This is a genomic window from Aliirhizobium wenxiniae, from assembly GCF_019511445.1.
Lineage (GTDB): Bacteria > Pseudomonadota > Alphaproteobacteria > Rhizobiales > Rhizobiaceae > Neorhizobium > Neorhizobium wenxiniae_A.
In genome coordinates this window covers 1-16,489 of sequence record NZ_JAEUAN010000018.1, presented here as the reverse complement: position 1 = coordinate 16,489, position 16,489 = coordinate 1, and the positions used below count along the sequence as shown (strand labels likewise).

Sequence of the window (16,489 nt, the reverse complement as noted above, 5' to 3'; positions counted from 1 at the left end):
TTACGGTCGTCCGTCCCGGTCCGCCAGCATGGCAATCAGAACGTCCGATTGAGACAGAATGCCGACCAGCCGGTTGTCTCCGGTTATCACAGGCAGATAGTGAAGGCCGTTTTCGGCAAAGCGGATGATGGCCTCGGCAAGCGGCATATCCGGCTGAGCGGTGGTCACCGGCGATGTCATGATGGTCTCGACCGTGCCGCGTGGTTCAGCCTTGCCGGAAACGGCGAGAAGTATCCGTGCCACGAGGTTCGAAGGTGCTCCGACCCAGTTCACCTTGTCGAAAAGATCCGTCTGCGTGACGATGCCGATCACTTTCGCGTCCTGTCCGATCACTGGCAGGGCCTTGATGTGATGCGATTGCATGAGTTTCTGCGCATCCAGCACCGACATAGCTGGAGAGGCAGTCACTACGTCGCGGGACATGAAGCTGTCGCAGGATAAATCGCCTCCGCGGCGACGGTAGGATCGCAGTTCCGTGCGTCGCAGGATGGTTTCGAGGTCGTCGCGGTCAACATCCAGAAACGCATCATATTCCTTCAGCACCTCGTCTAGGTCATCGGAGGAAAAGCCGATCCGCTGGATCGGGGCGGGGTCCTTGGTGCCGTGATCGGTCGAGGCCGGCAGCGCCCTGTGCGGATATCTTCGACCGGTGACATTGTTAAAGATAAGGGCAAGGGCGAGAAGCGCGAATGAATTTCCAAGCACCGGCCAGATGACGAAGGCATAGCCGAGATCGTGAATAGCCGGTCCGCCGAGCACGGCCGTCAGCGCGATTGCGCCGCTCGGCGGATGCAGGCAGCGCAGCGTCATCATCAGCCCGATGGAAATGCCGATCGCCAGTGCGGCGGCGGCGAATGGATTAGGAACGATCGCGGCGGCTGCCACCCCAACTAGCGCCGCGATCGTATTGCCTCCGATGATCGACCAGGGCTGCGCCAGAGGGCTGACCGGCACGGCAAAGAGGAGCACGGCGGATGCGCCCATCGGGGCGATCAGCGCGGGCAGAGAGGGATCTGGCCCGATCGCCAGGCTTCCGATCAGGCCGGTGATCAAGATGCCGAGCAGCGCGCCGGTCGAGGCTCGCAGCCGTTCTCTTCCGGTGACAGGTGGCGTATCCGGCAGCAGCCGGCGAAGCATGGGGCGCATGTCGTTATTCCCTGCGGCAGGCCAGGGGGGGCTGCCGATATTTCTGATGGCATGCCTCCGCCGCAAGCGGAAGGTATTTTGCCACGTCATGCTTTCAGGCTTTCAAAGCCCGATATCGTCTAGCCGAAAAGCTTAGAGATCGAATGCCGAGCGCACGCCGTCCACGACGAACTGCACCGAAAGTGCGGCAAGAAGCACGCCGAGAAGCCGAGTTAGAATGGCCCGACCGGTAACGCCGAGCAGGCGGTCGAGCTTCTCTGCGAGCAGCAGCGTCACGTAGAGAATGAGCATCATAAGCGCGATAACCGCAATCAGCAGCGCCCGGTCGAATGGCGCCGTGAATGTGCCGGCGAGAAGCACGGTTGCCGATATCGCGCCGGGGCCTGCGATCAGCGGTATGGCCAGCGGAAAGACCGCCAGATCACGGATATGGTCGATTGTGATCGCCGCCTGCGAGGTCTTTTCCTTGCGCTCCTGACGACGTTCGAACACCATTTCGAACGAGATCCAGAAGAGCAGCAATCCGCCGGCGATGCGGAATGCCCCCATCGAGATCCCGAGAAGGCCCAGTACGCCCGCACCGAAAAGTGCGAACACGGTCAGGATGCCGAAGCCGATAATCGAGCCGCGCAGAGCCACCTGCTTGCGCTGTGCTGCCGTCATGCCGACAGTCAGGCCGAGGAAGACCGGGGCCAGCCCCGGTGGATCCAGCGTCACCAGCATGGTCGTCATCGCGTTGATCAGCGCATCGGCGGTTGCCATATATAATTCCTTGATGGTTCGAGTTCCTTGCGAACCCGCTGGATGATTGTTAGGACACTCCCGGCTTAACGGGAAGTCGGGACCATTGCCGCGTTTGCGGCGATGGACAAAGTCTTGCCGTGAATGGCGTCGAAAGCTGTTCAAAACCCTTGCGGAAATTGGCGCTCGTTACCTCTTTCCGATATAAAAATGCAACTGATTCCGTACAGAGATCGTGATCCGATTTGACTGAGCAAAGCACACCCGGCGGCGGAAAGCTGCCCCCAGGCATCGAACCCATTTCCATCATGGAGGAGATGCAGCGCTCCTACCTCGATTACGCCATGAGCGTTATCGTCAGCCGCGCGCTTCCTGATGTCCGTGACGGCCTGAAGCCGGTGCATCGCCGTATTCTCTACGGCATGTCCGAGCTCGGCATCGACTGGAACAAGAAATACGTCAAATGCGCCCGTGTCACCGGGGACGTGATGGGTAAGTATCACCCGCACGGCAACTCGGCGATTTACGATGCGCTGGCCCGCATGGCGCAGGATTGGTCCCTGCGTCTGCCGCTGATCGACGGCCAGGGCAATTTCGGCTCGATCGACGGCGACCCGCCGGCGGCCGAACGTTACACCGAATGCCGTCTTGAAAAGGCGGCCCATTCGCTGCTCGACGATCTCGACAAGGAGACGGTCGATTTCCGCGACAACTATGACGGTACGCTCTCCGAGCCCGTCGTTGTTCCGGCAAAATTCCCGAACCTGCTGGTCAACGGCGCAGGCGGCATTGCCGTCGGCATGGCGACCAACATTCCGCCGCACAATCTTTCCGAAGTCATCAACGGCTGTATCGCGCTGATCGACAATCCGGCGATCGAACTGCCGGAAATGATGGAGATCATTCCGGGTCCGGATTTCCCGACCGGCGCGCTCATTCTCGGCAAGAACGGCATCCGCTCAGCTTACGAGACCGGCCGCGGCTCCGTCATGATGCGTGGCGTCGCCACCATCGAACCGATGCGCGGCGACCGTGAGCAGATCATCATCACCGAAGTTCCCTATCAGGTGAATAAGGCGACGATGATCGAAAAAATGGCCGAACTGGTCAAGGACAAGCGCATCGAGGGCATTTCCGACCTTCGAGACGAATCCGACCGTCAGGGTTATCGCGTTGTCATCGAGTTGAAGCGTGACGCCAATGCCGACGTCATCCTCAACCAGCTTTACCGCTACACGCCTTTGCAGACCTCCTTCGGCTGCAACATGGTGGCGTTGAACGGCGGCAAGCCGGAACAGCTGACGCTGCTCGACATGCTGCGCGCTTTCTGTTCCTTCCGCGAGGAAGTGGTCAGCCGCCGCACGAAATACCTGCTGCGCAAGGCGCGTGAACGCGCCCACGTCTTGGTCGGTCTGGCGATTGCTGTCGCCAATATTGATGAAGTAATCGCGCTGATCCGACGCGCGCCCGATCCGGCGACTGCCCGCGAGCAGCTGATGACGCGTCGCTGGCCGGCGCATGATGTCGAAGGCCTGATCCGCCTGATCGACGACCCGCGCCACAAGATCAATGAGGATGCGACCTACAATCTGTCCGAGGAACAGGCTCGCGCTATCCTCGAACTGCGTCTTGCCCGCCTGACAGCTCTCGGCCGCGATGAAATCGCCGACGAGTTGAACAAGATCGGCGCCGAGATTTCGGATTACCTCGACATTCTGTCGTCGCGCATCCGTATCCAGACGCTGGTCAAGGAAGAACTCGCCGCCGTTCGCGACGAATTCGGCACGCCGCGCCGCACCCAGATCATGGATGCCGGCCTCGACATGGATGATGAAGACCTCATCGCCCGTGAAGACATGGTCGTGACGGTTTCGCATCTCGGCTACATCAAGCGCGTTCCGCTGAACACCTACCGCGCCCAGCGTCGCGGCGGTAAGGGGCGTTCGGGCATGGCGACGCGTGACGAGGATTTCGTCTCGCGCCTGTTCGTGGTCAACACCCACACGCCGGTCCTGTTCTTCTCCTCGCGCGGCATTGTCTACAAGGAAAAAGTCTACCGTCTGCCGATCGGCACGCCGCAATCGCGCGGCAAGGCTCTGATCAACATGCTGCCGCTGGAACCCGGCGAGCGTATCACCACGATCATGCCGCTGCCGGAAGACGAGGCGACCTGGGAAAATCTCGACGTCATGTTCGCAACGACCCGTGGTACGGTTCGCCGCAACAAGCTCAGCGACTTCGTTCAGGTCAACCGCAACGGCAAGATCGCCATGAAGCTCGAGGAAGAGGGGGACGAAATCCTCTCCGTCGAGACCTGCACGGCGCCGAACAATGATCTCGCCATCCCGGGTGACGACGTGCTTCTGACGACGGCGCTCGGCCAGGCGATCCGCTTCCCTGTCGACGAAGTCCGCGTCTTTGCGGGCCGCAATTCGATCGGTGTCCGCGGCATCAACCTGGCCGATGGCGACCGCATCATCTCGATGACCATCGTCAACCATGTCGATGCCGAGCCGTGGGAACGTGCCGCTTACCTGAAGCGTTCGGCCGCAGACCGTCGCGCCGCCGGAGCAGACGAAGATGAGATTGCTCTTGTCGGCGAAGAAGTCACCGAAGAGGGACAGCTGACCGATGAACGCTATGAAGAGCTGAAGGCGCGCGAACAGTTCGTGCTGACGGTCTCCGAAAAGGGTTACGGCAAGCGTTCGTCTTCCTACGACTTCCGTACATCCGGCCGTGGCGGTAAGGGCATTCGTGCCACCGACACGTCGAAGACTGCGGAGATCGGCGAACTCGTTGCTGCCTTCCCGATCGAGGATGCCGACCAGATCATGCTCGTGTCTGATGGCGGCGTGCTGATCCGCGTGCCGGTCGGCGGTATCCGTATCGCCAGCCGCGCCACCAAGGGTGTCACCATCTTCTCGACCGCCAAGGATGAAAAGGTCGTTTCCGTCGAGCGCATCAGCGAGCCGGAAAGCGATGAGGAAAACGGTGTCGAAGGTGATGAGGCTGCGGTTGATGCAGTCGAAGATCAGACACCGGAAGGTGACGATAGCGGCGCGTAATGCGCGCCGCCCTTTCCTGAAAACTTAAAGTCAGATACGAAAAAAGCCGGAGAACATGTTCTCCGGCTTTTGAATTTTATGCCTGTGACACTCTGTGGTGACTTGGGTGCGGACTGCTCAAAAGACACTGTGTCTTCGAACGAAATCCTCAAGGTCTCCGCGCGGGCGGTGAAGCATGGAAACCATAAGCGCCACTGATAACACACTCAGACTGCTGATCAGGACCGCAAGAACCGCAAGCGTTTCAAACATGGCCGGCCTCGTTGGCTCAGGCCTGTCAGGCCCGATTAATAGTAGGAGACGTCCTGATAACGGCCGGACATCTGCGAATAGTTCATTTCCGACGGATCGGACTTGTTCTGGTAAAGGGTAATCGTTGCCGTCAGCATCACTGCGATCATCGACGTCCAGACGACATTGATCATCATCACCTTGTCGAGCATCATCGGGTTCCGCTTAAACATATCCGAATTCCTTTTTACTGGCCTGATCGCGACAAGCGCAGACAGGTTCCACCGCATTTTGAGAGAAATTTAACTGAACGCCTCTGAAGCCTCCCTGAAAGGGTCGTTCATCTGGCGTTCATCTTGCCGGTCCTTCAGGCGTCATTCTGCTCCAGGGCAAAGAGCGCGCTTTCGATGAGGAAAGCAGCAAAAACAGCACCTAGAACAACAAGAACCAGCATTTCACTTCTCCATGATCGGGCAGGAAGCCCTGCCGCTGTGTGCAATAAAACAAACCGCCGCTGAAACGACCTTGAATGGCCCGTTCATCTTGCATTCACGGCATCGATAGCCTCTGACCCTTGCAGATGAGGGGGCGACGTGACAAAAGGCCGGGGAATCTTAATCGGCAAAGTCAGGGGCTGGGCCTAGGCATGACGACCGCTTTCTATCCCGGATCTTTCGATCCGATGACGAACGGGCATCTGGATGTTCTGGTTCAGGCACTGCAGGTCGCTGACCGTGTGATCGTCGCGATCGGTGTTCATCCTGGCAAGACGCCGCTATTTTCCTTCGATGAACGTGCGGAGCTGATCCGCGCGTCGCTGAAAGAAGCGCTGCCGCAAAAGGCGGCCAATATAGATGTCGTGTCCTTCGATCGCCTGGTTGTCGATGCCGCACGCGCCAATGGCGCAAAATTGCTGATCCGCGGCCTGCGTGACGGGACGGATTTGGACTATGAAATGCAGATGGCCGGCATGAACCGTCAGATGGCGCCCGATGTGCAGACTGTCTTCCTGCCGGCAGGCACCGCGTCGCGGCCCATAACCGCCACATTGGTCCGCCAGATCGCTGCAATGGGCGGCGATGTGGCAGCTTTTGTACCGCCAACCGTGCTCGCGGCCTTGAAATCGAGATTTGCGCGCTGATTTGTTCAGAAACACGGAGTTTCCAATGAAATTGCTTCACTCTGCCTTTGCCGGTCTTCTCACTTTCGCATCCATGACGGGCGCCGCCTATGCCGACGATCTCCTGACCATCCAGTTGAAGGACGGCCCGGTCGTCATCAAGCTCGCGCCGGAAGTGGCGCCCAAGCACGTCGCCCAGATCGAAGCGCTTGCTTCCAAGGGCGAATACGACAACGTTGTGTTCCATCGCGTCATCGATGGCTTCATGGCCCAGACGGGCGACGTCGAGTTTGGCAAGCAGGGCGGTGCGAAGTTCAACCCGCAGCGCGCCGGCATGGGCGGTTCAGAACTGCCCGATATCCAGGCGGAATTTTCCAAGGTGCCGTTCAAGCGCGGTACTGTCGGCATGGCGCGGTCGCAGAACCCGAACTCGGCCAATTCGCAGTTCTTCATCATGTTCGATGAAGGCGCGTTCCTGAATGGCCAGTATACGGTCGTCGGCCAGGTTCAGTCCGGCATGGAATTCGTCGACAAGATCAAGCGCGGCGAGGGCGGCAATGGCGAAGTCAGCAACCCTGATAAGATGATCAAGGTCACCGTTACAAAGAAATAACGGCACTAAGAAATAACGGCGCACAGCCGAGATTTTTCCACTAGAGAAGAGCCTTGAAGGCAAGACCCCAAAGGCACAACAAGGAGACGCACATGGCGGAGATCAAGGATCCCGAAAACACCCTCATCATGGAAACCACCAAGGGCAAGGTCGTGATCTCGCTTCTGCCGGACCTCGCTCCGGGCCACGTTGCCCGCATCAAGGAACTGGCGCGCGAAGAAGCCTATGACGGCGTTGTCTTCCACCGCGTCATCCCGGACTTCATGGCACAGACCGGTGATGTCAAGTTCGGCAAGAAGGGCGGCGAAAGCTTCAACCCGTCGCGCGCCGGCATGGGCGGCTCCGACAAGCCCGACCTGCAGGCTGAATTCTCGGCTGTTCCGCACGTCCGCGGTACCTGCTCCATGGCCCGTTCGCAGAGCCCGAACTCCGCCAACTCGCAGTTCTTCATCTGCTTCACCGACGCTCCCTGGCTGAACAAGCAGTATTCCGTTTGGGGTCAGGTCATCGAAGGCATGGACATCATCGACCAGATCAAGAAGGGCGAGCCGGTACAGGATCCGGATTCGATCGTTTCGGTCCGCGTCGCAGCCGACGTCTAAGTCGCGCTTTCGCCTTTGGCCCGCTCCGTTCCTTTAAAGGACGGGGCGGGCTTACGCATTTCAAGAACAGGCCTGAAACCACACCATGCGTGTCGAACTTTTCGATTTCGATCTGCCGGAAGAAAATATCGCTCTGCGGCCCGCAAACCCGCGGGACAGTGCACGTTTTCTCGTCGTGCGCCCGGATGCAACCCCGGTTCTCGCAGATCACCGTGTTTCCGAACTCGCCGAATTTTTGAAGCCCGGCGATGCGCTGGTGTTCAACGATACCAAGGTCATTCCGGCGCAACTCGAAGGCGTAAGACACCGCGAAGGCGCGGGTGGCCAGCAGGTGTCGGCAACGCTGCATATGCGCAGCGAGCCCGATGTCTGGAAGGCTTTTGCCAAGCCCGGTAAACGTATCAAGATCGGCGACCGTATCGAATTTGGTCACTCGGCGGAGACTTGCCTTCTCGGTTCGCTGATGGCGACGGTGGAAGAGAAGGGCGAGGGCGGCGAAGTCACGCTGCGCTTTGATCTTTCAGGACCGGCGCTTGACGAGGCGATCATGTCTGTCGGCCATATCCCGTTGCCGCCTTATATCGCCGCCAAGCGCGCCGAGGACGAAAAGGACCGGCAGGACTACCAGACGATCTATGCCCGCGAGGAAGGAGCTGTTGCAGCACCGACCGCCGGCCTGCATTTCACGCCCGATCTTTTCGCAAAGCTCGATGCCGCCGGCATCGAACGGCATTTCGTCACTCTCCATGTCGGCGCAGGCACCTTCCTGCCCATGAAGGTGGACGATACGGTCGACCACAAGATGCATCAGGAAATCGGCTATGTCAGTGCCGAGACGGCCGCCAAGCTGAACGCCGTGAAGGCGAGGGGCGGGCGCGTTGTCTGCGTCGGCACAACCTCGCTGCGCCTGATCGAAAGCGCTGCCGTCGAAGATGGCACGATTAAGCCCTGGAGCGGCCCGACCGGCATTTTCATTACGCCCGGCTACCGCTTCAAGGCGGTGGACATGCTGATGACCAATTTCCACCTGCCGAAATCCACCCTGTTCATGCTCGTTTCGGCCTTTTGCAGCCTTGAGACGATGCAGGACGCCTATGCCCACGCTATTAAGACAGGCTATCGCTTTTATTCCTACGGCGATTCCAGCCTGCTATTTCGGAAAGACTAGATGAGCACCGAGAATTTCCAGTTCACCCTGAAGAAGACCGACGCCGGCGCGCGCCTTGGCGAAGTCTCCATGCCGCGTGGCACGATCCGCACGCCTGCCTTCATGCCGGTCGGCACCGTCGGCACGGTCAAGGCGATGTATCTCGACCAGGTCAAGGATACCGGCGCCGACATCATCCTCGGTAACACCTATCACCTGATGCTGCGCCCGGGCGCTGAACGCGTCGCGCGCCTTGGTGGCCTGCACAAGCTGATCCGCTGGGATGGTCCGATCCTGACGGACAGTGGCGGTTTCCAGGTCATGTCGCTATCGGGCCTGCGCAAGCTCGACGAGAAGGGTGTCACCTTCAAGAGCCATGTCGACGGCTCGCTGCACCACATGTCGCCGGAACGCTCGATCGAGATCCAGGGGCTTCTTGGCTCCGATATACAGATGCAGCTCGACGAATGCGTGGCGCTGCCCGCCGAGCCGAAGGAAATCGAACGCGCGATGGAACTGTCGCTGCGCTGGGCCGAGCGCTGCCGCGTCGCCTTCGGCGATCAGCCGGGCAAGGCGATGTTCGGCATCGTCCAGGGCGGCGATCAGCCTGCTCTGCGCATTCGCTCCGCCGAAGGCCTGAAACAGCTCGATCTCAAGGGCTATGCCGTGGGTGGTCTTGCCGTCGGCGAGCCGCAGGACGTCATGCTCTCGATGCTGGAAACGACGCTTCCCGTTCTGCCGACCGAAAAGCCGCGTTATCTCATGGGCGTCGGCACGCCGGACGATATGCTGAAATCGGTGGCTCGTGGTATCGACATGTTCGACTGCGTCATGCCGACCCGCTCGGGACGCCATGGCCTGGCATTTACCCGCCGCGGCCGCGTCAACATCCGCAACGCCCGCCACGCCGAAGACATGCGGCCGCTGGACGAGGAATCGAGCTGCCCGGCAGCACGCGATTATTCCCGCGCCTATCTGCATCATCTCGTCCGTTCCGACGAGGCGCTCGGCGGCATGCTGCTCTCCTGGAATAACCTGCATTATTACCAGGATCTGATGAAGGGCATCCGTCAGTCGATCGAGGAAGGCCGGTTCGCTGACTTTTACGCCGAAACCCAGGAAAACTGGGCCAAGGGCGATATCGACCCGCTCTGAGGAGTTTTGGTGGCGTGAGCGGCGAGCAAGAGCAGGATCAGGCAATCGGCGTGACGCCGCGCATGCTGGCCTGGGCACGTAACTCCACTCTGTATCGTCTGTCGCGCCGGATGATGTCCGAACGCGAACTCACCGATGCCATCAAGCGCAAGGCCAAGCAGAAGTTCGAGGATATTTCCGACGAAGACCTGCAGGTCTTGGCAGCGGCCGCGCTCGAATGCGGCCGCACCCTCGGTTGCCTCGATGATGCGAATTATGCCGAGACCAAGGTCCGCTCCGGCGTGCGGACGGGCCGCTCGCGGCGTATGCTGCAGCGGAAGCTGCAGGAAAAGGGGATCGCTTCGGAAACCGCTGCGGCAGCATTGGAGGATGTCGACGACCTCCAGTCCGCTCTCGCCTATGCACGCCGACGCGGCTTCGGGCCTTATCGGCGCGAGGACGCCGATGAGAAGCGGATCATCAAGGAACTATCCTCATTCGCGCGCAACGGATTCGGTTCGGATGTCGCCCGTCGCGTCATCGGGCTCACGCGCGACGATGCGGACGAGATGATGTCGGCTGCACCGCTTTAGCCGTCGTGGCTCGTCAGATGCCGGTGCTCGTGGAGTTCTTCATCATCCTGACGCCATTCACCTTGTAGCTGCCATCGTCCATCAGCCGCATCTCGTAAATGGCGGTCCAGTCCTTGCCGTCCGGCCCGGTGATCATCACTTCCTGAAACACCATCTCGCCGCCGCCGATCAGTTTCGAGCGGCCGAAGGCGTAGTTTCCGGCGTGATAGACCGCCTCGTAGTTTTTCTGCACCATTGTCAGAAATGCATTCTTGTCGGGATACATCATGCGGATATCGGGTGAGGCGTAGGAATAGGCCTTTTCCGCATCGTCCTGCATAAGGGCCCTGATCTGGTCGGAAATCACCGACTGCGCCTGCAGGGTGGGATCCTCGGCCTGGACAATAGGAGGAGCGACAAGCACCAGAGTGGCAACGAGTGAAGCAAAGCGAGCGACCATCAGACGTTCTCCAGCAAGAAGATTGATGGTAGCGCATTTCTTATCGCTGAAAAGATGGGCATGTAGATTATTTCAGCAGGTGGCATGAACTTGAGCCGGTGGGTTTCCGACGCAGGGCAGGGTCCCGTCATACGCGCTTGTTGTTCCCATGACCTTTTGCGACGAATGCCTTGCCTGATTCGATCGGATAGCCTTCATGACCCTGATGCCCCCGGCCTTGCTCTATTTCAGCAATGCCATCCTCTTTATCTCATTGTTCACGCGCCTGCCTTCCATTCAGGAATCCCTTGGGGTCGACAAGGCGGTACTCGGACTGGCCCTGCTCAGCGCGCCGGTGGGAACCTTTCTTGCGCTGCCGATCGCCGGTCGTATCACCGATCGCCTGACGCCGCGTCTGACCGCCGTGATCATGCTGCCGATTGTTGCGCTTCTAGGCCCGCTTTTGACGATTTCTCCGCTGCCGGCCTTCATCTTCTGTTTCTTTCTCTTCGGCTTCTTCCGCACCATTTTCGACGTCGCCGCCAATATGATCTCGGCCGGTATCGAGGCGCGAACGGGCGTCAAGGTCCTGTCCCGCAGCCATGGGTTCTGGTCGGTGGGCCTTCTTGTCGGTTCGCTCTCATCCGGCTTTCTGGCGGAAGAGGGAATTTCGCCGGTGATCCAGCAGAGCATGGCAGCCTGTCTTGTTCTTCTTGCCTGCCTCACTGTTTTCCTGCTGACGCCTGCGGATCCGCCGGCAGTACCCACCGCAAAACGCCGCTCGGCTTATGTCCTGCCCGACCGCACCATTCTTCTGATCTGCGTCATGGTCTTCGGCCTCTGCATCGTCGAGGGCGCGATCTATGACTGGGGTATCTTCTTCCTGCGCGAAGAAATGCGCGTCGATCCGGCACTCGCCGGCACGCTCTACGCCGCCTTCACCATCGGCATGGGTCTGACCCGGATGATGGGCGACATGCTGCGCGACCGTTTTGGCGCGCTGGCGCTGATCCGCATGTCCGCGCTGACAGTCGCAGTCGGGATCGTCCTGCTTGTCTCTGCTCCCTCCTATATATATGCGGGCGTCGCACTCTTCCTGATCGGCTGCGGCATCGCTCTGGCCTTCCCGCTGGCAGTCGCCACCACGATCGCGCTCGGCAAGGGCCAGCCATCGGAAAACCTCGCGGCTCTCGCCCTGACGCTGATGTTGTCCACCATCGGTGTTCCGCCGCTGTTGGGCTTTATTGCCGAGCATGTAAGCCTCACGGCAACCTTCCTCGTGCTTCTGCCTTGTGTTTTCGTCAGTTTCCTCATGGCGCCGGTGGCTGAGGGTAAGCGCCCGTTTCGCCTGCGAAAACAATAACTGTGGGCAAAGGCGGGCAGGGCAGGCAGCCGCCCATAATTGGCCATAAGAATGGGTAAGGGGTTGAGCCGTCGTGGCTTAACGCTTACGACTAGAGCAATCCCAGCAAAAGCGTGAACCGGTTTTGCATCGGGAATTGCGTTAAAGCATGACATGCCGAAGACAGGTGACGCTCCTTGATCGACCCCTATGACATTCTGGGCCTTTCGCGAGACGCTGATAGCGCGGCCGTAAAATCCGCCTACAGGAAGCGTGTGAAGACGGCCCATCCGGACGCCGGTGGCGATCAGGAGGCATTCGGTGACCTGAAGCTGGCCTACGAACTGCTGCTTGATCCCGTGCGTCGCAAGGTTTTTGACGATACCGGTTATGATCCCGAACTGGCCGACACGAAGGACTTGCAGGGCCTCGTCATTCTGGAAACGCTCGTCAACGAGATGATCCTCGACGAACGCGAGCCGGGTTCCTTCGACCCCGTGGCCTCCATGCGCCGCAAGCTGACCGACCGTATCGTCAGCGCGCGTTTCCACATTCTGGAAATGGAGCGGCATCGCGCCCGTATCCGCAATCATATGGACCGCATGGGCCGCAAGCCCGGAACCGACGTGCTGGGGCGCATGCTGAAGGCGCGCTGCGAGACGATCAGCCAGGCGATTTCCAAGTCCGAAACGGAAATCAAGACGATCGAACAGGCCTATGGCATGCTCGACGGCTATGCCTATGAGCTTGAAATAGCCGAAGTGCAGGACGCAGCCGAGTAACATCGGAAAATCATCGTCCAGCTTTTGAACTGAATTCCGGAGATCATTGATGTCACTCACCATTCGCCCCGCCACGCGCGGCGACGCCTCTATCCTGCTGGGCTTCATTCGCGAGCTGGCGATCTATGAAAAGGCCGAGCACGAAGTGGCGGCCACAGTGGAGACAATCGAACAATCCATCTTCGGTCCCCGATCGGTGACACAGGCGCTGATCTGCGAGAAGGACGGGCAGGCGATCGGCATGGCGATCTGGTTCTTCAATTATTCCACATGGCAGGCCCGCAACGGGCTCTATCTTGAGGACCTTTATGTCACGCCCGGCGCGCGCGGTTTCGGGGCAGGAAAGGCGCTGCTGCAGCGGCTGGCTCAGATCGCGCTGGAAAATGGCTGCGGCCGTTTTGAATGGAGCGTGCTCGACTGGAACGAACCGGCGATCAAGGTCTATGACGCCATCGGCGCCGAGCCGCAGACCGAGTGGATCCGCTACCGTCTGGCCGGTGATGCACTGGCCAATTTTGCCGACAAGCGGGCAGGGAACTGACCTTTCAGCTAGGTACGATCACAAGATCAACACTCAGGAATGTGATGAATGGTCGGTTTTTGCTGAAATTCGCCCAGAGCGTCATAATATCGATATGCTTGCCTTCGTATGAGCAGGACATCTCCAACGAAGGTTATCGATATGCGCATTCCGGATTACCCGTCAGCCGATTCCCAGAAGTGGTCGCAGGTCGATAGCTATTTTTCTGGTCTTCTGGCACCGGAGGATGATGTGCTGAAGGTCTGCCTGGCCGAGAATGCAAAAGCCGGCATGCCTGCGCATGACGTTTCCGCATCGCAGGGCAAGATGCTGGCGCTTTTCATTGCCATGACGGGCGCATCGCGCGTGCTCGAAATTGGCACGCTCGGCGGCTACAGCACCATCTGGATGGCGCGTGCCCTGCCTGATGGCGGCAGAGTCGTGACGATCGAGGCCAATGAACTTCATGCTGCAGTCGCAATTTCCAATATCGAACGGGCAGGGATGGGCGACAGGGTGGACGTTCATGTCGGGCCCGCTCTCGATGTCCTGCCGAACATCGCCAGAGATACGGACAAGCCCTTCGACTTGATCTTCATCGATGCGGACAAGCCCAACAATCCGAACTATCTGCAGTGGTCGCTGAGGTTGTCACGCCCCGGAACGGTCATCATCGCCGATAATGTCGTGCGCGGAGGTGCCGTTGCAGATCCGGACAGCGAGGATGCCAATGTTCGCGGCGTTCGCGAATTCCTCGCAATGGTCGCCGAAAATCCCGATCTGGATGCAACGGCGATCCAGACCGTCGGCGAAAAGGGTTGGGACGGGTTTTCGCTCATACGAGTGAAATAACCTTGGGATGATCCCGGCATGCGGATCGCTGGATGACGATAATGACGCGGAAACAAAACCATTCTTGACCTTGCGGTCCAGCGCTGGTGAGTTCGGTCCCATGTCTCACATCCAGATGAAAGCCGAATCTCGAAATGCCGGATACCTTCATTGATACGAGCCACGGTCGCCTTGCATGTTCCGATACCGGAGGGGCAGGGGTGCCGGTCGTGATGATCCACGCAAACTCGGTCTGCAAGGAATCCTTTGCGCCGCAGATCGCGGTGCTGTCCTCCTCCCACCGCGTGATCGCCTTCGATCTTCCCGGCCATGGCGCGTCCGGTGACGCGATCGACGCGAGGCGAACCTACAGCATGTCGGGTTATGCCGATGCTCTGCTCGAGGCTCTCGGCCTTATGGGGATCGAGCGGTTCACCGCAATCGGTCATTCGCTCGGCGGACATGTCGTGCTCGAAATGATCTCGGCCGGGGCCACGATCGATGGTGCGTTCATATTCGGTACGCCTCCGGTGGAAAACAATCCGCAAGGGCTGCAGGCTGGTTTCAAGCCTAGTCCGGAAATGGCCTATACCGGAAATGCCGAACTGCTGGACGAACAGGTGCCGATGATCGTCGAACTTGCGCTTGGTTCAGAAGTCCGCAACGACGATTTCTTCATCCGCGCCGTTCGCAGAACGCATGGGCTCGCACGGCAATATATGATCGAGGCTGCAGCTGGCGGGAAAGGCAGCGACCAGAAGCGCGTCGTCGAAACATCCGCCATTCCACTTGCCGTCCTCAACGGGCAGGAGGATCCTGTCATCAATCTCGATTATATCGATACCGTCGATTTCGCCAATATCTGGGAGGGGGAGCCGATCCGAATCCCGAACGCCGGTCATGCGCTTCACCGGGAGCGCCCTGATGAATTCAACGACACTCTCATGCGGTTCCTGGACTTCGTCACGGCGTCGAACACGCTTCCAATCGAAGGCATGCCGTCCGCCGAGGCCTGATCTCGCTTGTGGGCACGCTTGCCCAGCGTCCTGGCGGCGAAAATTTCCGCCGCCAGACATTTTTTCCCGAAAAACTATCCCGTCAGGCTGTCCTGAAATCTCCATCGTCACGGGGCAGGTGGCCGCCCGGGGTGAGATCATCCACCGCACGCGGCAGGTCCTTGCTCAGGCGCGCGAGAATTTCCTCGCGTGACAGGCCGGTTTTCGTCGAAAGTTCTTCTAGCACATCCGGTCCGATTGCCTGCTCGAGCTGATCGCCGTCGATATCCTCATTCGTACCTGGACGTACCCAGGATTCAGCCTTTTCGCCGAGCCCGTTCTGCTGGAACGTCTTTAGAAGATCGCCCAGTCCACCGCTGAGAACCCCGCCGGACGCAAGGCCGCCAAGCAGACCACCCAGCCCGCCAAGCCCACCGGCTCCGCCGCCGCCAGCTATCTTGCCGAAAAGATCGTCCAGACCCGCCGTCTGAGGTTGCGGCGAACTACCATCCGGATTGGTGCCCGGGCTCCCAGCCTGCGGGTTCTGTATTCCGCGCAGCATTTCGGCGATCTTATCCCTGTTTTGATATCCGGCGACCGCAAGAACGCCGAGCAACGCTTTCAATTGACCACTCACCATGAGTTTTCCCTCCATTCCGCAAGCCTCATGAAAGAGGCGCTGACGGATCCAGAATCAGCAGATTTGAAACGGCCATTTGCCGCGAACTGTCATGCGAGGCTTGAAAATTGAGCGATACACCTGAACGCAAACATCGTTCGGCAGAAACAGCAGGTATAAGCGCCAATGCGTTATTTAGGACGGGCTTATGTAATTTCCATCGGCTGCGCCGAAGTTTGTGTCGTTTCCCGATCTCGCAGCCAGTGAGGACGGATATTCCGAATAAGGCTGGATTTCTTTGGCAACAGCGTGTGCTTAACCTCCACCATCGTGCCAAAGCGCGGAGGGTGGAGTGGTCACTGCCAGGCTATCCATGATGCAAACTGTCCAAGCTTGGCGTCCCATGGAGGGCAAGAGAGTGAAGGCGCTTGCGCTTGGAAATAGACTCCACCCCGTCACACGCGATGTCAAAGCTGGATAGGGCTGCGACGCTGTCGGCCAGTTAGAGATGCGACACTGGCTCCGACGATCAGCCCCCGATCCGACCGGCTGGGCCGGGTTGCAAGGGAGGAGCGGGGGCGGGTGATGAC

General features: G+C 59.3%; 17 protein-coding genes. 12 read left to right on the top strand and 5 right to left on the bottom strand.

What is annotated here, in order from left to right:
• Both JNB91_RS20635 and JNB91_RS20630 read right to left on the bottom strand, forming a co-directional pair.
• Nucleotides 1–1,146, bottom strand: coding sequence for an HPP family protein (locus tag JNB91_RS20635; protein WP_220327362.1), 1,146 nt, complete (start codon nt 1,144–1,146; stop codon nt 1–3).
• A gap of 132 nt (nt 1,147–1,278) precedes the next feature.
• The gene (locus JNB91_RS20630; protein ID WP_220327361.1) at nt 1,279–1,908 is read right to left on the bottom strand and encodes a MarC family protein; all 630 of its coding nucleotides are present in this window, start codon (nt 1,906–1,908) and stop codon (nt 1,279–1,281) included.
• A gap of 224 nt (nt 1,909–2,132) precedes the next feature.
• Between JNB91_RS20630 and gyrA the strand changes: the two genes are divergently transcribed.
• On the top strand, nt 2,133–4,952 hold the full coding sequence (gene gyrA, locus JNB91_RS20625; RefSeq protein ID WP_220327360.1) for a DNA gyrase subunit A: 2,820 nt from the start codon (nt 2,133–2,135) through the stop codon (nt 4,950–4,952).
• 287 nt (nt 4,953–5,239) lie between these two features.
• On the opposite strand, the gene JNB91_RS20620 is transcribed toward gyrA, so the two are convergent.
• The gene (locus JNB91_RS20620) at nt 5,240–5,416 is read right to left on the bottom strand and encodes a hypothetical protein (RefSeq protein WP_220327473.1); all 177 of its coding nucleotides are present in this window, start codon (nt 5,414–5,416) and stop codon (nt 5,240–5,242) included.
• Between the two features lie 413 nt (nt 5,417–5,829).
• Here JNB91_RS20620 and coaD point away from each other — a divergent pair, with 413 nt between their 5' ends.
• From coaD to JNB91_RS20590, 6 genes are all read left to right on the top strand, one after another.
• Complete coding sequence (gene coaD / locus JNB91_RS20615; protein ID WP_220327359.1) at nt 5,830–6,324, top strand: pantetheine-phosphate adenylyltransferase; 495 nt, start codon at nt 5,830–5,832, stop codon at nt 6,322–6,324.
• 25 nt (nt 6,325–6,349) lie between these two features.
• On the top strand, nt 6,350–6,916 hold the full coding sequence (locus tag JNB91_RS20610; protein WP_220327358.1) for a peptidylprolyl isomerase: 567 nt from the start codon (nt 6,350–6,352) through the stop codon (nt 6,914–6,916).
• A gap of 92 nt (nt 6,917–7,008) precedes the next feature.
• On the top strand, nt 7,009–7,518 hold the full coding sequence (locus JNB91_RS20605; RefSeq protein WP_220327357.1) for a peptidylprolyl isomerase: 510 nt from the start codon (nt 7,009–7,011) through the stop codon (nt 7,516–7,518).
• Nucleotides 7,519–7,603: 85 nt separating this feature from the next.
• Entirely contained in the window at nt 7,604–8,686 is a 1,083-nt protein-coding gene (gene queA, locus JNB91_RS20600) for a tRNA preQ1(34) S-adenosylmethionine ribosyltransferase-isomerase QueA (protein ID WP_220327356.1), read from the top strand.
• Nucleotides 8,687–9,820, top strand: coding sequence for a tRNA guanosine(34) transglycosylase Tgt (tgt, locus tag JNB91_RS20595; protein ID WP_220327355.1), 1,134 nt, complete (start codon nt 8,687–8,689; stop codon nt 9,818–9,820).
• Between the two features lie 62 nt (nt 9,821–9,882).
• Nucleotides 9,883–10,392 carry a regulatory protein RecX gene (locus JNB91_RS20590; protein WP_220327464.1) on the top strand — a complete coding sequence of 170 codons (510 nt, stop codon included), beginning with the start codon at nt 9,883–9,885 and terminating at the stop codon, nt 10,390–10,392.
• A gap of 13 nt (nt 10,393–10,405) precedes the next feature.
• Here the strand turns inward: JNB91_RS20590 and JNB91_RS20585 are convergent, their stop codons facing one another.
• Nucleotides 10,406–10,831, bottom strand: coding sequence for a DUF4864 domain-containing protein (locus JNB91_RS20585; RefSeq protein WP_220327354.1), 426 nt, complete (start codon nt 10,829–10,831; stop codon nt 10,406–10,408).
• 196 nt (nt 10,832–11,027) lie between these two features.
• Between JNB91_RS20585 and JNB91_RS20580 the strand changes: the two genes are divergently transcribed.
• From JNB91_RS20580 to JNB91_RS20560, 5 genes are all read left to right on the top strand, one after another.
• Nucleotides 11,028–12,173, top strand: coding sequence for an MFS transporter (locus JNB91_RS20580; protein ID WP_220327353.1), 1,146 nt, complete (start codon nt 11,028–11,030; stop codon nt 12,171–12,173).
• A gap of 176 nt (nt 12,174–12,349) precedes the next feature.
• Nucleotides 12,350–12,934: a J domain-containing protein gene (locus tag JNB91_RS20575; protein ID WP_220327352.1), complete on the top strand. Its 585-nt coding sequence runs from the start codon at nt 12,350–12,352 to the stop codon at nt 12,932–12,934.
• Between the two features lie 49 nt (nt 12,935–12,983).
• Nucleotides 12,984–13,475, top strand: coding sequence for a GNAT family N-acetyltransferase (locus tag JNB91_RS20570; RefSeq protein ID WP_220327351.1), 492 nt, complete (start codon nt 12,984–12,986; stop codon nt 13,473–13,475).
• Between the two features lie 108 nt (nt 13,476–13,583).
• The gene (locus tag JNB91_RS20565) at nt 13,584–14,306 is read left to right on the top strand and encodes an O-methyltransferase (RefSeq protein ID WP_223218295.1); all 723 of its coding nucleotides are present in this window, start codon (nt 13,584–13,586) and stop codon (nt 14,304–14,306) included.
• Nucleotides 14,307–14,440: 134 nt separating this feature from the next.
• The gene (locus tag JNB91_RS20560; protein WP_220327350.1) at nt 14,441–15,301 is read left to right on the top strand and encodes an alpha/beta fold hydrolase; all 861 of its coding nucleotides are present in this window, start codon (nt 14,441–14,443) and stop codon (nt 15,299–15,301) included.
• Nucleotides 15,302–15,383: 82 nt separating this feature from the next.
• Here the strand turns inward: JNB91_RS20560 and JNB91_RS20555 are convergent, their stop codons facing one another.
• The gene (locus tag JNB91_RS20555; protein ID WP_220327462.1) at nt 15,384–15,920 is read right to left on the bottom strand and encodes a YidB family protein; all 537 of its coding nucleotides are present in this window, start codon (nt 15,918–15,920) and stop codon (nt 15,384–15,386) included.
• Between the last annotated feature and the right edge of the window lie 569 nt (nt 15,921–16,489).